This window comes from Gordonia polyisoprenivorans, from assembly GCF_017654315.1.
In the GTDB taxonomy this organism is placed as follows: domain Bacteria; phylum Actinomycetota; class Actinomycetes; order Mycobacteriales; family Mycobacteriaceae; genus Gordonia; species Gordonia polyisoprenivorans_A.
Map to the genome: position 1 here is coordinate 4,512,344 of NZ_CP072203.1, position 16,020 is coordinate 4,528,363.

16 protein-coding genes are annotated in these 16,020 nt (G+C 68.7%); 8 read left to right on the top strand and 8 right to left on the bottom strand.

The window, feature by feature from the left end; genetic code table 11:
• Positions 1-37 precede the first annotated feature (37 nt).
• Positions 38-1,624, bottom strand: a complete 1,587-nt coding sequence (locus tag J6U32_RS20420) for an LCP family protein (protein ID WP_208791900.1) — start codon at positions 1,622-1,624, stop codon at positions 38-40.
• 462 nt (positions 1,625-2,086) lie between these two features.
• Here J6U32_RS20420 and J6U32_RS20425 point away from each other — a divergent pair, with 462 nt between their 5' ends.
• Positions 2,087-2,416 (top strand): transglycosylase family protein, encoded by a 330-nt coding sequence (locus tag J6U32_RS20425; protein WP_208791901.1) that lies wholly within the window; start codon positions 2,087-2,089, stop codon positions 2,414-2,416.
• 130 nt (positions 2,417-2,546) lie between these two features.
• On the opposite strand, the gene J6U32_RS20430 is transcribed toward J6U32_RS20425, so the two are convergent.
• On the bottom strand, positions 2,547-3,764 hold the full coding sequence (locus J6U32_RS20430; RefSeq protein ID WP_208791902.1) for a cation:proton antiporter: 1,218 nt from the start codon (positions 3,762-3,764) through the stop codon (positions 2,547-2,549).
• Between the two features lie 103 nt (positions 3,765-3,867).
• Here J6U32_RS20430 and J6U32_RS20435 point away from each other — a divergent pair, with 103 nt between their 5' ends.
• Positions 3,868-4,368 (top strand): acyl-CoA thioesterase, encoded by a 501-nt coding sequence (locus J6U32_RS20435; RefSeq protein ID WP_208791903.1) that lies wholly within the window; start codon positions 3,868-3,870, stop codon positions 4,366-4,368.
• 15 nt (positions 4,369-4,383) lie between these two features.
• Here the strand turns inward: J6U32_RS20435 and J6U32_RS20440 are convergent, their stop codons facing one another.
• On the bottom strand, positions 4,384-4,824 hold the full coding sequence (locus J6U32_RS20440) for a hypothetical protein (protein WP_208791904.1): 441 nt from the start codon (positions 4,822-4,824) through the stop codon (positions 4,384-4,386).
• Positions 4,825-4,954: 130 nt separating this feature from the next.
• Entirely contained in the window at positions 4,955-5,443 is a 489-nt protein-coding gene (locus J6U32_RS20445; protein WP_208791905.1) for a MarR family winged helix-turn-helix transcriptional regulator, read from the bottom strand.
• A 22-nt stretch (positions 5,444-5,465) separates the two neighbouring features.
• On the opposite strand from J6U32_RS20445, the gene J6U32_RS20450 reads away from it, so the two are divergent.
• Positions 5,466-6,713, top strand: coding sequence for a multidrug effflux MFS transporter (locus J6U32_RS20450; protein ID WP_208791906.1), 1,248 nt, complete (start codon positions 5,466-5,468; stop codon positions 6,711-6,713).
• A gap of 8 nt (positions 6,714-6,721) precedes the next feature.
• On the opposite strand, the gene J6U32_RS20455 is transcribed toward J6U32_RS20450, so the two are convergent.
• Together J6U32_RS20455 and J6U32_RS20460 are read right to left on the bottom strand one after the other, a co-directional pair.
• The gene (locus J6U32_RS20455; RefSeq protein ID WP_208791907.1) at positions 6,722-7,375 is read right to left on the bottom strand and encodes a response regulator; all 654 of its coding nucleotides are present in this window, start codon (positions 7,373-7,375) and stop codon (positions 6,722-6,724) included.
• Between the two features lie 31 nt (positions 7,376-7,406).
• Positions 7,407-8,612: a sensor histidine kinase gene (locus tag J6U32_RS20460; RefSeq protein WP_208791908.1), complete on the bottom strand. Its 1,206-nt coding sequence runs from the start codon at positions 8,610-8,612 to the stop codon at positions 7,407-7,409.
• 124 nt (positions 8,613-8,736) lie between these two features.
• Between J6U32_RS20460 and J6U32_RS20465 the strand changes: the two genes are divergently transcribed.
• The 4 genes from J6U32_RS20465 to J6U32_RS20480 all read left to right on the top strand — a co-directional run bounded on the left by J6U32_RS20465 (position 8,737) and on the right by J6U32_RS20480 (position 13,126).
• Positions 8,737-9,657 carry an ABC transporter ATP-binding protein gene (locus tag J6U32_RS20465; protein ID WP_208791909.1) on the top strand — a complete coding sequence of 307 codons (921 nt, stop codon included), beginning with the start codon at positions 8,737-8,739 and terminating at the stop codon, positions 9,655-9,657.
• The gene (locus tag J6U32_RS20470; protein ID WP_208791910.1) at positions 9,657-10,451 is read left to right on the top strand and encodes an ABC transporter permease; all 795 of its coding nucleotides are present in this window, start codon (positions 9,657-9,659) and stop codon (positions 10,449-10,451) included. The genes J6U32_RS20465 and J6U32_RS20470 overlap by 1 nt, the downstream gene beginning before the upstream one ends.
• A 95-nt stretch (positions 10,452-10,546) precedes the next feature.
• Positions 10,547-11,989, top strand: a complete 1,443-nt coding sequence (locus tag J6U32_RS20475) for a S1C family serine protease (RefSeq protein ID WP_244332213.1) — start codon at positions 10,547-10,549, stop codon at positions 11,987-11,989.
• Positions 11,990-12,055: 66 nt separating this feature from the next.
• The gene (locus tag J6U32_RS20480) at positions 12,056-13,126 is read left to right on the top strand and encodes a hypothetical protein (RefSeq protein ID WP_244332215.1); all 1,071 of its coding nucleotides are present in this window, start codon (positions 12,056-12,058) and stop codon (positions 13,124-13,126) included.
• On the opposite strand, the gene J6U32_RS20485 is transcribed toward J6U32_RS20480, so the two are convergent.
• Complete coding sequence (locus J6U32_RS20485; RefSeq protein ID WP_208791912.1) at positions 13,048-13,680, bottom strand: TetR/AcrR family transcriptional regulator; 633 nt, start codon at positions 13,678-13,680, stop codon at positions 13,048-13,050. The genes J6U32_RS20480 and J6U32_RS20485 overlap by 79 nt on opposite strands.
• A gap of 128 nt (positions 13,681-13,808) precedes the next feature.
• Here J6U32_RS20485 and J6U32_RS20490 point away from each other — a divergent pair, with 128 nt between their 5' ends.
• Positions 13,809-14,903 (top strand): oxygenase MpaB family protein, encoded by a 1,095-nt coding sequence (locus tag J6U32_RS20490; protein ID WP_208791913.1) that lies wholly within the window; start codon positions 13,809-13,811, stop codon positions 14,901-14,903.
• On the opposite strand, the gene J6U32_RS20495 is transcribed toward J6U32_RS20490, so the two are convergent.
• Positions 14,867-16,012: an acyl-CoA dehydrogenase family protein gene (locus tag J6U32_RS20495; protein ID WP_208791914.1), complete on the bottom strand. Its 1,146-nt coding sequence runs from the start codon at positions 16,010-16,012 to the stop codon at positions 14,867-14,869. The genes J6U32_RS20490 and J6U32_RS20495 overlap by 37 nt on opposite strands.
• Positions 16,013-16,020 lie beyond the last annotated feature (8 nt).

Here is a 16,020-nt window from a genome sequence, read left to right on the forward strand (position 1 = left end):
CCGCCACGGCCCGTCCGTCTGGGCAGGTGGCAGCCGGTCAGTCGACGCAGGGAATGGTGCCCGTGTTGACCACGGCCGGACCGCTGTCGGGCGCCGGTCCGGAGTCGTCGGCACTGGCGTCCTGAGCCCCGTCGGAGGAGTCATCGGTGGTCGGGGTCGCCTCCGACCCGGAGTCCGACGCCGAACCACCGGACTGCGAACCGCCGGACTGGGAGGTACCGGAGGAGGACGGCGCCGGTGCGGTGACCGGTACCCCGAAGGCACGCTGGACCTCGGCGCGGATCGCGACGGGATCGATGATGTTGACGTCCTGATCGTCGACGGTCGCATACCGCACGACGGGCAGGGTCTGGAAGCTGATCTTCTGATCGGGCACGCCGATCATGTCCTGCGCCCAGGACACCACGTCCCAGCCCTGGGAGAAGACGACGTCGTCGTCGACGACGCTCATCAGGCGGTTCAGCTTGCCGACGTCGGTGAGCGTCCCTGCGCTCTGCACCTGATGTAGGGCGGAGAGCAGGAAGGCCTGCTGGCGGTGGGTGCGGTCGAGGTCGCCACGGGTCAGCCCATGACGCTGGCGCACGAAGGCCAGCGCCTGCGACGCCGACAGCCGATGCATGCCCGCACTGAAGTTGGCGCCCGAATAGTCGTCGGACACCGCATGATTGAGGCACACCTCGACACCGCCGAGCGCCTTGGCGACGTCGTAGAAACCGATCAGGCTGACCTCGGCGAACCGGTCGATGGGCACCCCGGTCAAGGTGCGCACCGCCTTGATCGTCGCGGTACGGCCGGCGTCACGGCCCTTGGCCTCGAGGGTGGCCGGATCGCTGATGCCCTCGTTGGCCAGCTGGTCCTCGGTGGCCGCCTTGGTGCGGCCGTACACCTCTTTGATCTTGGCCTGCGACACGTCGAGATCGGGCGTCTCGACGAGGTCGTCGCGCGGGATGGAGTAGGCGACGATGTTCTTCCGGTCGGCCGGGATGTGCATCAGGATCAGCGTATTGGTGTTGTAGCCACCCGAGTCGCCGTCACCGGCGTGGAGCTGTCGCATCACATCGTCGGGAAGGTCGTTGCCGTTCTTGTCTTTTCGGGTGTCGAGCCCGATCAGCAGGATGTTCTGGGCGCCATCGGTCGACCGCGGCGCACCCTGCAGCGCGTTCGAGTACCCGAGCCCACCACGAAAAGTGCTGGCCCCCATCCACATCGCCCCGCAGACGACGAACGCCACGACCGAGCACACCACGACCGCCGCGCGCGCCAGTCCGATCGCGGTCCGCCGGCGCGCGGGAGGCGCGGGACGCGCGGGACGCGCGGAATCGCGGCCGGACGGGCGGACCCGTGAGCCACCACGACGAGCCGGAATGGGCCGGGTCGGATCCTCGGAGACCGATCGGCGGCTCGGCCGCGGCCCGGTGGGTCCGGAGCCGGCGAGATCGGGGGGATCGGATACGTCCGGTTCCGCGGGGAAGCCCCCGACCGGCGTCCAGACGGAGGTGTCCTCGTCGGCTCCGCGCTGCGCCGCCCGGCGATACACCTCGCCCGCAGTCGGCCGATCGGGCCGTGCGGCGCGGTGACGTCCGGAGGACGCACGCGACCGACGTCGATCGAACTCGCTGGCCATCCGTTCTCCACTCATCGTCAGGGCGCCGTTGTGCGCCGCGTCGTCCCCTGGGGCCGGCAGCGTCGGCACGTAAACCGCGCAAGGCTAACCCCGCGGACTGTGAGGGGACTGAGCACGCGCTCGCCCGCCCGGTCCGACGTAGACGACGAATTGCGCATTCCGCGAGCAACTTTCGACATCAATGCCGCGAAACGGACAGCGACACAACCGAAAACACGTGACATGAACCATAAAATCACTGTGCGCTTGGTCACATTTCCAGGGTCTCCCCGACCCCTGGCCGGGGAAGGCGACACGCCGCGATGCGCAGGCATTTCATGGTGACTTCACAGCGTTATCTCACCGTGATGATTTTCCCGCAGGTCGCAAGCGTGGGCGTGACCTGACCGTTACCGAGCCCGTAGGGTCGCCTCCGGTCCGAGAATCACCTGCCCACCACCGGGCGGATGAGAGGAGGAATGGATGACGACCACCATGAAGAAGCTTGCTGTGCGCGCCGGAGTGATCGGCGCTTTGGCGGTGGCCCCGTTCGGCGTGGCAACCGCGACCGCATCGGCCGACACCGGCCACAACTGGGACGCCGTCGCGCAATGCGAGAGCGGCGGCAACTGGGGGATCAGCACCGGTAACGGCTACTACGGCGGCCTGCAGTTCACCCAGTCCACCTGGGAAGCCAACGGCGGCACCGGCAACCCGGCCTACGCCTCGCGCGAAGAGCAGATCCGCGTCGCCGAGAACGTGCTGGCCACCCAGGGACCGGGCGCCTGGCCCGTCTGCGGTCAGTACCTCTGATCGACGAAAACGCAGCACGGATCCGGTGTGTCCCGGGTCCGGCCGAGGGGACGATCCACTGCGTGGGTCGTCCCCTTGCTCGTCTGGCGGGCTTGCTCGCCTGACGGACGCCCACGCGTGTCCTTCGGCATCACGACGCCGCGGATGGCGCCGCTGCGTCCTCACGAGCGATCAATCGAGCTGCCAGCGGGAACACCAGCACCGTCGTGGCGCCCGCAGCGACGAGCGTGGAGGCCAGCGTCGGTGACATCAGATCACTGCTCGTCGCGACCTGGGTGACGGCAACGATGATCGGCAGGCCGGTGGCCGCGTACAGCGCCAGCGAGATGCGTTCGCGTCCGGCGCGCAGGCTCGCGTCGTGGGTCACCAGCCGCTCGCCCACCCACACCGGGACGCCGCGGGCCACCCCGATGCCGACGACCAGGATCACCCACAGCATCGGCGCCGACGCCACCGCCGACGGATCGATGTTCATGCCCGAGGTCACGAAGAAGACCGGGATGAGCAGGCCGAAACCGATGACCTCGAGACTCTCGACCACCCGGGTGTCCTCGGGCAGCAGGCGCCGAAGGGCGATGCCGGCGGCGAAGGCACCGAGCACCACGTCGAGATCGAAGACCGCGGCCACCGCCATGAACGCCGCGAGCAGCACCACGACGACACGGACGGGCAACTGGAAGGTGCCGCCCTCCATCTCGACGAGCGCGGCGCGCAGGGCGGGAATCCGGCCGGCTCGCCGCGGCAGCGCGAACAGGATCAGGGCCGCAATGCCGAACAGGGCGAGCACGATCGCCGCGCCGCCGATGTTGCGACTGGTCAACAGCAACGACATCGCCAGGATCGGACCGAGTTCACCGACCGCCCCGTGTGCCATCACCGCGCGCCCCAACGGTTGCTCGAGCAGCCCGTCGGCCTTGATGATCGGCAGCAACGTCCCCAATGCCGTCGAGGTCATCGCGATCGCGATCGCCACGTGTGCGGTGAAATCGCCCGGCGCCACCAACAGCGCCACCGCGATCGTCGAGATGAGCAGACTCAGCGACCAGATCCCGCCCGCGACCGCGCCGGGCTTGCCGCGCAAGATCGTCGGATCGAGTTCGAATCCGGCGAGCAGGAAGAGCATGCCGAGGCCGAGCTGGCTGACCGCGGCCACCGAGTCCGGATCACCCACGGCGAGGACGTGCGGCCCGAACACCATGCCGAGAATCAACAGCACCACGACCTCGGGGACGTAGCGGCGGGTGAGGCGGGCGACCAGCGGCGCGGCCACCGCCGCCACCGCGATCCAGAACAGGGTCACCGCGGTGGTGCGGTCGGGATCCGAGGCCGCCTCGGCAAGCACGCTCACCCGCGTTATCCTGCCGCATCGCCCTCGACGTGCCTATCATGACGCGACCACCGGCCCGCCATGTCGTCCGTGAGCGCCGGCCCCGATCGCGAGGAGCGCACCGATGACCCCGCCCGCGCAGGTGCCGTCGCCGCCCGACGCGCACATCCATCCGGGAACCGACCGGTCGACGCTGTACATGTCGCTGCTGATGACGCCCGACCTCGCGAACTTCGCCGGCAACGTGCACGGCGGCGCCCTGCTCAAACTGCTCGATCAGGTCGCCTACGCGTGCGCGAGCCGCTACTCGCGCCACTATGCGGTCACCCTGTCGGTGGACCGCGTCATCTTCCGGGAGCCGATCCGGGTCGGTGAACTACTGATCCTGTCGGCGTCCATCAATTGCACCGGTCGGACGTCGATGGAGGTCGGTATCCGGGTCGAGACCGAGTCGATCCAGACCGGCGAGCGCCGGCACACCAACAGCTGCTATTTCACGATGGTCGCGATGGACGACGACGGTCGTCCGTGCGCGGTACCGCAGCTGGTCCCGGAGAACGACGTGCAGCGCCGACGGTTCACCGAGGCGCAGCAACGACGCGAGGCGCTGCGCTCGGCCACGTGAGCCGTCCGCACGCAGTCAGCTCTCGGTGGACTCCCCTGCCGCACCGCCGCGATCCTCGTCCTCGCTGCCGCTGTTGTCGGCGGCGATCGCCGAACCGCCGAGCGCGCTGACCGCGATGCCGTAGGGCAGGAACCGCACCCGGCGTCGGGGGTCGGTGTTGTGCTGGTTGGCGCGCAGGGCGTCGATCTCGGTGGCGAAGACCTGCTCCACCCGGGCATCGCCGCGTTCGTCGACGTCGAACACCGCCCAGACGCCTGCCCCGACCTCGCCCGCGGTGGGCGGTTCCGGCTTGGTGCGGCGGCCCGACGTGGCGTCGACGAAGGTCGAGAACACACTCGACGCCGCCGGTTCGGAGACGAAGCGCCCGAAGACCTGACGCAAGCCGTCGGCGGCCTCCCGGGCGAAGCGATCGAAGTCCTCGGGATCGAATCCGAAGTTCTCGTTGTGACCAGCCATCGTTGGGCCTTCCGTCGTGGCCTGTCGTCGGCATCAGGCGCTGTGGTCTCCAGTGTGGCGAGCGGGTCGCGACTTCGCCACCGCGATCGATCCGATGACAGCGATGATCCGAGGACAGCGATCGGTCCGATCACCGAGTCCGGGGCAATCCCTCGTCGAGTTCGCGGAGCACGTCAAGGGTGGTGCGCAGCCGATCGAGGTCGACCGGCTCGGCCCCGGCCGCCGTCTGCGCCTGCAGCGCCGCGGACATCGTGTGAACCCAGAACTCGTGGAGCCGGGCGATGCTGGCGAGGGCAAGCTCGGTCGGATACAGCCGCACCGAGCGGCCATCGCCGGGATCGGGTTCCCGAACGATCATCGTCTTGTCCTCGAGGGAGCGCATGACGACGCTGAAGTTGCTGCGCTGCAGCCTCGTTGCGGTGGCACCCTGAGCCGGGGTGCCGCCGGGGTGGCGGTGCACCCACCGCATCACCGCGGCCTCGCTGCCGTTGAGTGGCACCACGCCGGACGGACCGTGCGGTCCGTGGGGCTCGACCTCGCGTGCCACGCGCAGCACCACGTCGGCGATCTCGATGAGGAGTGCTGCCCGTGACCTCGGTGTGCGTTCGACACGCGCCATAAAGATATGTTCTCATAACCATATGCCGTCGACAACACCCGGGATCGCAGCCGAACACGGCGATGTCACCCGCTCCGGCGTCACTCGACCGGTTCTGCTGGTGCTGGCCCTGCTGTCGGCGGTGGCTCCGTTCGCCACCGACCTGTATCTGCCGGCCTTCCCGGAGATGACCGACGACCTGGGCACCGGGGCGACCGCAATCCAGTTGACGCTCACCGCCTTTCTGATCGGCATCACCGCCGGCCAACTCGCCTTCGGTCCGCTTTCGGATCGGTTCGGCCGTCGGGGTCCGCTGCTGGCCGGGGCACTGCTGTGTGTGGCCTCCGGCGTGCTCGCCGCGCTCGCCCCCACTGTCGGTGTGCTCGTCGCCGCCCGGTTCCTGCAGGGATTCGGTGGAGCTGCGGGCATGGTGATCGGCCGCGCGATCATCTCCGACCTCGCGACCGGACGCGCAGCCGCCCGGGCGTTCTCGCTGATGATGATCGTCGGCGGGGTGGCGCCGGTGCTCGCGCCGCTGCTCGGCGGGTTCCTAGTCGATCCGATCGGGTGGCGCGGAATCCTCGGGGTGGTCCTCGCGATCTCGGTCGTCATGCTCGTCTCGATCGCCTGCGTCATCACCGAGACCCTGCCCCGAGATCGCCGGCTCGCACGCCGCCGCGCCGATCACCCGAGATCGACCCGCGAGTTGCGTCGGCTCGGATTCCTCGGCTACAGCGGCACTTTCGCGTTCTCCTTCGCGGTGATGATGGCCTACATCTCGGCGTCGCCGTTCGTCTATCAGGACATGATGGGACTCTCCAGCGGCGTGTACGGGCTGGCGTTCGGGGTCAACGCGGCGGGCCTGATGGCCGTCAGCGCGCTGGCCGCACGGTTGGTCGCCACCCGCGCTGTCCGCGGGCTCGTCGCCGTCGGGATCACCGTGATGTCCACGGCCACCATCGGTTTCGCGCTGCTGGTGGTGACCGGCGCACCGCCGGCCTGGCTGGCGGTGCCGTTGTTCGTGATGGTCTCGAGCCTGGGCCTGGTCTTCGGCAACGCCACCGCCCTGGCCATGTCGTCGGTCGTCACCAACGCCGGCGCCGCATCGGCGGTACTGGGCGCCCTGCAGTTCGGGCTCGGTGCGCTGGTGTCACCCTTGGTGAGCGTCGCCGGGCCCGAGACCGCCAGCCCTCTCGCAATCGTCATGCTGGTCTGCGCGGCGATCGCGGTGTGTGCGTTCCTCGCCGCCGGCGCCGCCGAGTCGCCGCACGTGGTCGAACAGGCTGTGTGAGAAGAGGTTCAGACCAGTCCGGCGTCGTGGACGGCGATCGCCACCTGTACACGATTGGCCGCCCCGAGTTTGGCGAAGATGTGTGAGATGTGCGCCTTGACGGTGGCCACACTCATGTAGAGCTCGGCGCCGATCTCGGCATTCGACGCTCCACTGGCCAACGCGATCGCCACTTCGCGTTCCCGCTCGGTCAGGCGCGCGATGCCCTCGCGCGCCTCGACCGACCCCGACCGCTGCCCGGAGTCGACGACCTGTTTGATGAGCGCCGCGGTCACCGAGGGACTCAGTGCGGGCTGCCCGTCGAGGACGTTGCCGATGGCCGCCACGATCTGCTGCGGTGGTGTGTCCTTCAACAGGAACCCGTCCGCACCGACCGCCAATGCCCGTACCACATAGTCGTCGGCGTCGAAGGTCGTCAGCACGATGACCGCGGGCGCCGGCTCGGCAGCCTTCAGGGCCGTGGTGGCCGCGATCCCGTCCATCACCGGCATCCGCAGATCCATCAACACCAGATCGACCGGGTCGCTGCGGTGCGCGTCGAGCGCCGCACTGCCGTTGGCCGCCTCCGCGGCTATCGACAAGCCCGGTTCGCCGCCGAGCAGCAACTTCAGTCCCGACCGCACCAACGGGTCGTCGTCGACGATCATCACCCGTGCGATCACCGGCCACCTCCTCGAATCTCCGTCGCCCTGATCATCGTGTTCTCGGGTCGTCTCTGTTCGGGTCGTCTCTGGTCGTCACGGCCGGCGGCAGCCAGACGTGCAGGATGAACATCCCGTCGTCGGTGCGGGTCGTCGAGTACCGGCCACCGCTCAACTCCACACGCTCGCCCAACCCGATCAGCCCCAGACCCGACGGCGGCAGCGCCGGTGACCGGTCGCCGATCGGCAGCGGATTGGCCACCAGCAGATCGATCCCACCCGAGCGTCCGGGTTCGATGCGCACGGTCACCGCCGACGCCGGTGCATGCTTGCGCGCGTTGGTCAAACCCTCCTGCAGACAGCGATACAGGGTCCGTGCGGTGGTGGCCGCGACCGTCTGCAGGTCGTCGGTGCGCACATAGCTCACCCGCATGCCCGCCGCCCGGCTCTGCTCGACGAGGTTGTCCACGTCGTCGCGGCCGGCCTGCGGCTGTTCCGGGTCGGCATCGCCGGGTCCCTCGCGCAGCACCCCGAGTACCTCACGCAATTCGGTGAGGGCCAGTCGCGAGTTCTCCTCGATCGTCGACGCGGTGTCTTGTACCTGCTCCGGCGTCAGGTCGGCGCGGTAGGCCAACGCCCCGGCATACATGCTCACCGTCGAGATTCGATGCGCCAGAACGTCATGCATCTCCCGTGCGATCCGCGCCCGTTCGACCGAGCGGGCCTGGGCGATCTTCGCCTGCTGCTCCTGCTCGGCCAGCATGGCCCGCGAGCGCCAACTCGCGAGCAGTTCGCGCCGCGACCCGATGTACATGCCCCACGCGACCAGTACCGCGGTGATCGCGACGATGAACGAGTATCGCACCAACGGTGATTCACCCGGATCGGGTCGATAGACGAACTCATCGGCGACCGCACTGCACACGATTCCCAGCACGATCTGCGGCGCTATCTCACGCCAGCGCCGCCGGGTGGACAACGAGACCATCGCCAACGCCCCGGCTCCCGAGGAACTGACCGACACCGTGGCGGCCAGGTTGGTCAAGGTACAGACCAGGACCGGATGGGTTCGGCGCCACCAGGTCGCGACGAAGCACACCACACCGAGGGCCAGATCGAGGATCAGCCACCAGATCACGTGAGCGCCCACGTGATCGGTGCGTCCGATCATCGCCACCGCGGAGATCGCCAGCATCAGCAGCAGACGCCACGTATGGCTCCACCAATTCAGCGGCGGCTGATACTCCTCGGGACGCACCCCCTCACCGTAGTGGGGGTGATCCCCGAGCCGCCTGCACCCGACGGCCAGGCGGTGTCAGACTTTCGTCGTAGATCGGGTCCATCCTCGCGCCCGATGTGCGCACCCACCTGGTGCGGCGACGATGGTCTCCATGATCACAGTGGAGAACCTCAGCAAGCGCTACGGCGAGTACGTCGCCGTCGACAACGTGTCGTTCGCGTGCCGCCCGGGGCAGGTGACCGGCTTCCTCGGCCCGAACGGGGCGGGCAAGTCCACCACCATGCGGGTGATGACCGGACTGACCCCGGCGACGTCGGGCTCGGTGACGATCGACGGGCAGGCCTATCGCAACATCCCCAATCCCGCGGCCGAGGTCGGCGTACTCCTCGACGCGTCCGCACAGCACGCCGGGCGTACCGGTGAGGAGATCCTGCGCCTGACCGCGATGACCATCGGGGTGCCCCGCACCCGGGTCGACGAGATGCTCGAACTGGTCAGCCTGACACCACAGGAGGCCGGCCGCCGGGTCCGCAACTACTCCCTCGGCATGCGGCAGCGACTCGGAATCGCCAACGCGCTCATGGGCGATCCGCGGGTGCTGATCCTCGACGAACCCGCCAACGGCCTCGACCCGGCCGGCATCCACTGGATGCGCAGCCTGCTGCGCGGCTACGCAGATCGTGGCGGCACCGTGCTGCTGTCCTCGCATCTGCTGCACGAGATCGAGATCGTCGCCGACGACCTCGTCGTCATCGGCAACGGACGCATCGTCGCCCAGGGCACCAAGGCCGAATTGCTCGCCGGCACCGGGACCACGGTGCGCTCGCTCGACGACCGGGCCCTCGCCGACGCGCTCGACGCCTCCGGCATCGGTGCGCAGCCGCAGTCCGGTGGCGGACTGACCACCGACGCCGACCCCGAGCAGGTGGGACGGATCGCCGCGGCGAACGCCATCGTGCTCACCGAATTGCGCGCCGGCGACGGCGCCAAGCTCGAGGAGATGTTCCTCGAACTGACCGCCTCCACCCAACGCGAACAACCGATGACCGCAGGAGCATTCTGATGACCACCCTCGCCGCTGCCCCGGCCGCGCCGACGCGCACCGCAGGCATTCCGATGACCCGCCTGGTCCGGGTCGAACTCCGCAAACTCGTCGACACCCGCGCCGGATTCTGGCTGGCCGCCTCCATCGGCCTGCTGTCGGTGGTTGTCGTGGTGGCGATGCTGATCGCCAACCGCAACAGTCTCACCAACCTCACCTTCGGCCAGTTCTTCGGCATGATGAACATTCCGCTGGGCATCATCCTGCCGGTGATGGCGATCCTGTTGGTCACCGGTGAATGGAGTCAGCGCTCGGCATTGACGACGTTCACGATGGAACCGCGTCGTGAACGGATCATCGTCGCGAAACTGCTGACGGCGCTGATCGCCTCGGTGATCGCCGTCGGCCTCGCCCTCGTGCTCGGGGCCGTGGGCAACGTGATCGCCGGTCTCGCTTTCGCCGATCCGGCCGGAGCATGGTCGTTCACCGCCGCGGGACTGGTGAACTCCTTTGTGCTGCAACTGTTCGGGCTGCTCCTCGGATTCGGCTTCGCCGCGCTGATCCTGAATACGCCCGGCGCGATCGTCGCCTACTTCGTGCTGCCGACCACGCTGACCCTCGTCAGTCAGCTGGTGCCGTGGTTCCATGACCATCTCGGAGCCTGGGTCGACCCCGGAATGACCAACGCGCCCTTCCAGTCCGAGCAGTGGGCGAGCGGCGGCGAATGGGCCAAGCTCGTCGTCTCCGGAATCGTGTGGATCGGTATCCCGCTGTTCTTCGGGGTGCTTCGCATCCTGCGCGGTGAGGTGAAGTAGCCACCGACGACGGTGGGCGCCTCAACAGCGAATTGACAGCCAATTCCACACAATCCTCTCGGATTGCTCTCAGTGATCTTGGGCAACGTGGTCTGGTGACCACAGATCGCCATCCCGACAACCACGTTCCGGGCGAGAGCACCCCAGAGACGCCCACCTCGCCGGTGAGCCCGCCACCGCATGTGCCCGCCGGCGCAACCCACCCGTACGGCCAACCCGCCGGAGGGTGGGGCCCGACGCCCGGCTACACCCCACCTCCGACCGGCCCGTATGCGACCGGAGGATACGACCCGTCCGGGCACCCCGGTGGCCACTACCCCACGGGCCCCTCCACCACCGCACCGATACCCACCGGCCCGATGCCCGCCGGAGCCACCGCACGCCGGTCGTCGATGAAACCGATCATCGCGACGGCGGTCATCGCGGGATTGCTCGGTGGCGCAGTCGCTCTCGGCGGCAGCGCGCTCGTCGACCACAGCACGTCGGCGGCACCGCAGCTCGCCACACCGGCCGCGACGACGGCTGCCCCCGCCCAGCCGGGCTCCATCACCTACGCTGCGCAGGCGACGTCGAAGTTCACCGCCGACATCGAGGTCGCCGGCAGCCAGGGCACCGCGGTCGGCAGTGGCATCGTGCTCTCCCCCGACGGCTACATCCTGACCAACAACCACGTGATCGCCGGAGCCGGCGGCACCTCGGCGATCCAGGTCACCACCGCCGACCAGAAGACCTACCAGGCCTCGGTCGTGGGTACCTCACCGTCCTACGACCTGGCGGTGATCAAGTTGCAGAACGCGTCCGGGCTGACCCCGGCAACACTCGGCAATTCCGACGGCCTGCAGGTCGGGCAGCAGGTGGTCGCGGTCGGCAGCCCGGAGAACCTGTCCAACACGGTGACCTCCGGCATCATCAGCAATCTCTCGCGCACCGTGACCGCGGGCGACGAGCAGGGTTCGCAGGTCGCGGTCTACAACGGACTCCAGACCGACACCCCGATCAATCCTGGCAACTCCGGTGGGCCGCTGGTCAATCTGTCCGGTCAGGTGATCGGGGTGAACTCGGCGGTCGACACCGGCCAGGCATCCCAGGGTGGCGTCCAGGCCTTCGGTCTCGGCTTCGCCATCCCCATCAACACGGCTCGGCGCGTCGCCAACGAGTTGCTCGACGACGGCCACGCGACCAAGCCCGTGCTGGGGGTGACCGGTTCGCTGGCCGAAACCAATGCCGCCGACGTCGAGGGCGCCCAGGTGACCGCGGTGAGCGGGGACGGTGCGGCCGCGGCCGCCGGCATCAAGTCCGGTGACGTGATCACCAAGGTGGGCGATCAGCGCGTGACGAGCTACGCCGACCTGATGGCCCAGATCCTCACCCACGAACCCGGCTCGTCGGTGCCCATCACCGTGTCCAGCGGCGGCCAGGAGCACACGGTCACGGTCAAGCTCGGCAGCGCCGTGGACAACACACAGACCACGGTGCCCAGCACCGGCAACGGCAACGGCGGCAATGGGGGCGGCACGGGAGGCCTGCCCTTCCCCTGATGTCCGCACGTCCGATCCGGCGGCCTGCCGTGCACGACAGTGGGTCCGGGTGATCAGATGGTCGGCATGAACACCAGCGACACCGGGGACTCACTGTCCTCCGAGATTGCCGCACTGGCCACCGACGCGGCGCGCCTGGCCGAGCAGCTGGGCGCCGCCTCGGAATCCGGGGACGCGCTGCGGCTGCAGATGGCCGATGACGCGATACGCCGCGCACGTCGGGATCTCACCGTCGCCGACGCCGCGCTCGCCGCCTCACCCGCCCGCGCAGGGGGTCGTCGCGAGACGGTCCGACTCGTCGTCAACGCGGCCCGAGTCCTGCTGCGGCGCACCACCGACGAGGTGGCGCGCGCGTTGCGGACCCGACCGCACGCGGTGCTGATCCGCGTGGTCATCACCCTCGCGATCAGCCTGTCGCTGGTGGTCGTCTATCGATCGGTGGGATGGGCGACCTACGAGAAGGCCGGGTCGTTGACCCTGTATGTCTTCGGTGGCGTCGTCGGGAGTGTGGTGTGCACCAACGCCCTGTGCTTCGACGCCGCGCGGGTGTGGACCGACATCCGGGCCGGTGAACGTCTGTGGCGAATCCTGGTCGCCAAGAACCTGATGATCGTGATCGGGGTCGCGATCGCGGCCGTACCCATCCTCGCCTACCTCGCCGTCACCACCGATCTCGACCTCGCGGCGATGATCGACCAGTTCGTCGTCATGGTGCTCGTCTGGCTCGGCGTGGGCAACGTGCTCTCCGTGGTGGCGCCTCTGCGACACGAATCGCTCTCGGCGCGGCTTCGCGACGGCACGTGGCGTCCGTATCTGGTGTCGTTCGGCATCTCCTACGTCGTCGGGCTCACGGTGAATCTGATGATCTACTGGCGCCTGTGGGCACGCCAGCTGGCGTCGGAATCGCTGACCGCCCCGTCCTGGACCCTGCAGTTGCTGCTGCTGGCCAGCGGTGCGCTGCTGTGGATTTCGTTGACCGTGATCGCGGTGTCGGTGGCCGGCCTCGCACCGGTGCGCGTGATGCTGTTGCGTGAGGTGCTCGCCACCCCCGCCGCCGATCAGGTACGGGCGGGCGCCGATCGTAGGACGAAGGCGGTCGCCGCGTCGACGACGACGTCGAGCTCCGACCCCAGATGACCGCCGAGCCACTGCCGTGCCAGCTCGGCCATCGCGCCGGCGAACATCACCGCCCCGACCTGATCGGCCGTCGGACGTGACGTCCGATCACCTTGTCGCCGAACGGTTTCGGCCAGCACCGAGGACATGAGGAGTTCCTCGGTCGCCACTCGACGGGCGGCGAGCACCGGGTTGGCGCGCGCATGCGTGAACAGGATGGCACCGCGCCGCGGATCATCGCCGGCATGGGCGAGCACGGCGCGGATACCCGCCGCGGTACGCGATCGTACGGAAGGGCCGGCGCACTCGATCGCCGCCGCGACCACACCCGCGAGGTCGGCGGCCACCTCGTCGTAGAGCTCGCCGAGTAACTCGTCGACGTCGGCGAAACTCTCGTAGAAGTAGCGGGAGTTGAGGCCGCTCGCGCGGCACAGCGCCCGCACCGACAACGCCGACGGGTCGTGACCGAGCAGATCGGTACCCAGCAGGTCGTAGGCCGCGGTGATCAGCAGCGCCCGTCGTTCGGTACGCCGATCACTCAACGGCACCCCGGCCCATCGGGTCGTGTTCGACATCGTCTCACCGTACGGCGCGTGGTGAAGTCACGAAAGGTCTGGTCACAGGTGCGACCAGACCGTAGTCTGGGTACACGCGTGGCCAGAATCGGTCCGGTCGCGCACCACCACGAGCGCAGGGAGAGACGATGAAGACTCCGTCCGCGATCAAGCTGCCCCGCAGCGGCCTGGGATCCCTGCCACTGCCGACTCTGCCGTTCGCCCTGCCGCACCAGTGGGTCGGCGACTGGCTGACCGGTTTCTTCGACGCGAACATCCGCGCAAAGTTCTTCCGCGGCATGGAGTTCGAGAACCCCGCCGGTGATCCGGGATGGTTCGGTCCGGACAGCGCCACCTGGTATGTCCACTCGCACACGCCCGCCCTCGTCTTCGGGCTGCAGTGCGCCTCGTATCTGGAGCGCCTCGACCCGAGCATCTACTGGATGGGCATGCACCACTCCCGGCTGGTGCAACGCTCCGACGATCCGGCCGCACTGCCCCGGATCGATCCCGAGGGCGCATCCATTCGCTTGGGACACTCGGTTGCCTTCTTCATCGGTACCGCCTACGGCAGCACCGAGACCGCCGAACGACTGGCGCGCACGGTCCGCGCCATGCACCACACGATCAAGGGCACTCGTCCCGACGGTGCCACCTACGACGCCGACGATCCCGAGTGGTTGCGCTGGAATTACGCCACTGTGGTGTGGGGACTGGCGACGGCACACGAGATCTATCATCCGCGGCCGCTGCGCGGTGCCGACCTCGATCGCTATTACGGCGAGTTCGTCCGGGTCGGTCATGCGCTCGGGGGCACCGACCTCCCGACCACCAAGGCCGAGACCCTCGAATGCCTGCGGTCGTATCTGCCGCGTCTGGCGGTGACCTATGGGGCGGCGATGGCGACCGGCACCAATGTGCCCAATCCCGCTGCGGCTGCGGTCGACTGGGCAATCCGCGACACCCTGCCCCGGTGGGCCGGACAACTCGTCATGTATTCCCCGCCTCATCCCGTCGACCGCCGCGCCCGGCGTAGCGCCGTGTGGTCACTGCTCAACGCCGCGCATGCCGGCATCGGCGAGCTTCCGGAGTTCACCGCGGCCCGCCGCCGGGTGGCCGGTGGGACGAGCGCCGCCCACACCGAGCCGACACATGTGCCCGGCACCGACCCGGTGCTGGGTCGGGCCGAGATCGAGGCGGAGTTCGCTCAGGCCCGGGCGAGTTTCTCGACCCTCGCCAGATGAGCGTCGGCTGAACCGAATTCGTATTCGATGACGGTCAGTCGCCGGAAGTAGTGTCCGATCGCGAGTTCCTCGGTCATGCCCATCCCGCCGTGCAATTGCACCGAGTTCTGGCCGATGAATCGTGCTGCCCGGCTGATCGTGGCCTTGGCCGCAGACACCGCCGCAGCCCGCTCGGCGGGTTCGGCGTCGAGCGACAGGATCGCCAGATACTGTGCGGCAACCGCCTGTTCGAGTTCGATGTACATGTCGACCATGCGGTGCGCCAATGCCTGGAAGCCGGCGAGCGGACGCCCGAACTGCTGACGCTGGGTGGTGTAGGCGATGGTGTCGGCGAGTACCTTGCGCATCAGCCCGACCGCTTCGGAGACCACCGCGGCGGTGGCGGTGTCCCATGCGCGTTCGAGTAGCGCGAGCCCGTCGGCACCTCGGGCGATCAACGCGTCGCCACCCACCTGCACGCCGTCGAGGGTGAGGTCGGCGGCACGGCGGTCGTCGACGGTACGGAACTCGTGCTGGGTCAGCCCGGCCGGCGTGGCGTCGCCGAGCGGGATCAGGAACAGGCCGATGCCGTCGCGGTCGTCGTCGTCGCCGGAGATCCGCGCGGTGAGGATCAGCTGATCGGCGATCGGGGCGGTGGTGACAACGGCCTTGGCGCCGTGGAGAACCCAGCCGCCGTCGGATTCCTCGGCGCGGGTGGTCACGTGGTGCAGCCGTCCGCCCGAGGTGTCCTCGAGCGCGGCGGTGGCCACGAGGGTCTCGCCCGCGGTCACCGACCGCGCGACCTCGAGTGCGCCGTCGTGTCCGGTACGCGCGAGCAGACCGGCGCCGAGGACCACCGTGTCGACGAACGGTTCGACGACGAGGGCGCGGCCGAGCGCCTCGGTGACGACCATCAGCTCTTCGGGGCCGCCGTCGTCACCGCCGACCGTCGAGGGCAGGCAGGCACCGATGACGCCGAGTTCGTCGGCAAAGGCGCGCCAGATCTGTGGTTGCCATCCGTCGCCGACCTTGGCGACCTTGCGGCTCTCGGTGAGGTCGTAGCGGGAATCGAGAAAGCGGGTGAGCCCGTCGGAGAGCAGTTGCTGTTCGGCGGTGAGATCGAAATCCATGGTGGGAG

Excerpts from the sequence above, each read along its gene's own strand:
- J6U32_RS20450 (WP_208791906.1), top strand. The coding sequence starts at position 5,466 with ATGCCGTCGACAACACCCGGGATCGCAGCCGAACACGGCGATGTCACC.
- J6U32_RS20425 (WP_208791901.1), top strand. The coding sequence starts at position 2,087 with ATGACGACCACCATGAAGAAGCTTGCTGTGCGCGCCGGAGTGATCGGC.
- J6U32_RS20490 (WP_208791913.1), top strand. The coding sequence starts at position 13,809 with ATGAAGACTCCGTCCGCGATCAAGCTGCCCCGCAGCGGCCTGGGATCC.
- J6U32_RS20435 (WP_208791903.1), top strand. The coding sequence starts at position 3,868 with ATGACCCCGCCCGCGCAGGTGCCGTCGCCGCCCGACGCGCACATCCAT.
- J6U32_RS20420 (WP_208791900.1), bottom strand. The coding sequence starts at position 1,624 with ATGGCCAGCGAGTTCGATCGACGTCGGTCGCGTGCGTCCTCCGGACGT.
- J6U32_RS20465 (WP_208791909.1), top strand. The coding sequence starts at position 8,737 with ATGGTCTCCATGATCACAGTGGAGAACCTCAGCAAGCGCTACGGCGAG.
- J6U32_RS20485 (WP_208791912.1), bottom strand. The coding sequence starts at position 13,680 with ATGTCGAACACGACCCGATGGGCCGGGGTGCCGTTGAGTGATCGGCGT.
- J6U32_RS20445 (WP_208791905.1), bottom strand. The coding sequence starts at position 5,443 with ATGGCGCGTGTCGAACGCACACCGAGGTCACGGGCAGCACTCCTCATC.
- J6U32_RS20480 (WP_244332215.1), top strand. The coding sequence starts at position 12,056 with ATGAACACCAGCGACACCGGGGACTCACTGTCCTCCGAGATTGCCGCA.
- J6U32_RS20440 (WP_208791904.1), bottom strand. The coding sequence starts at position 4,824 with ATGGCTGGTCACAACGAGAACTTCGGATTCGATCCCGAGGACTTCGAT.
- J6U32_RS20495 (WP_208791914.1), bottom strand. The coding sequence starts at position 16,012 with ATGGATTTCGATCTCACCGCCGAACAGCAACTGCTCTCCGACGGGCTC.
- J6U32_RS20470 (WP_208791910.1), top strand. The coding sequence starts at position 9,657 with ATGACCACCCTCGCCGCTGCCCCGGCCGCGCCGACGCGCACCGCAGGC.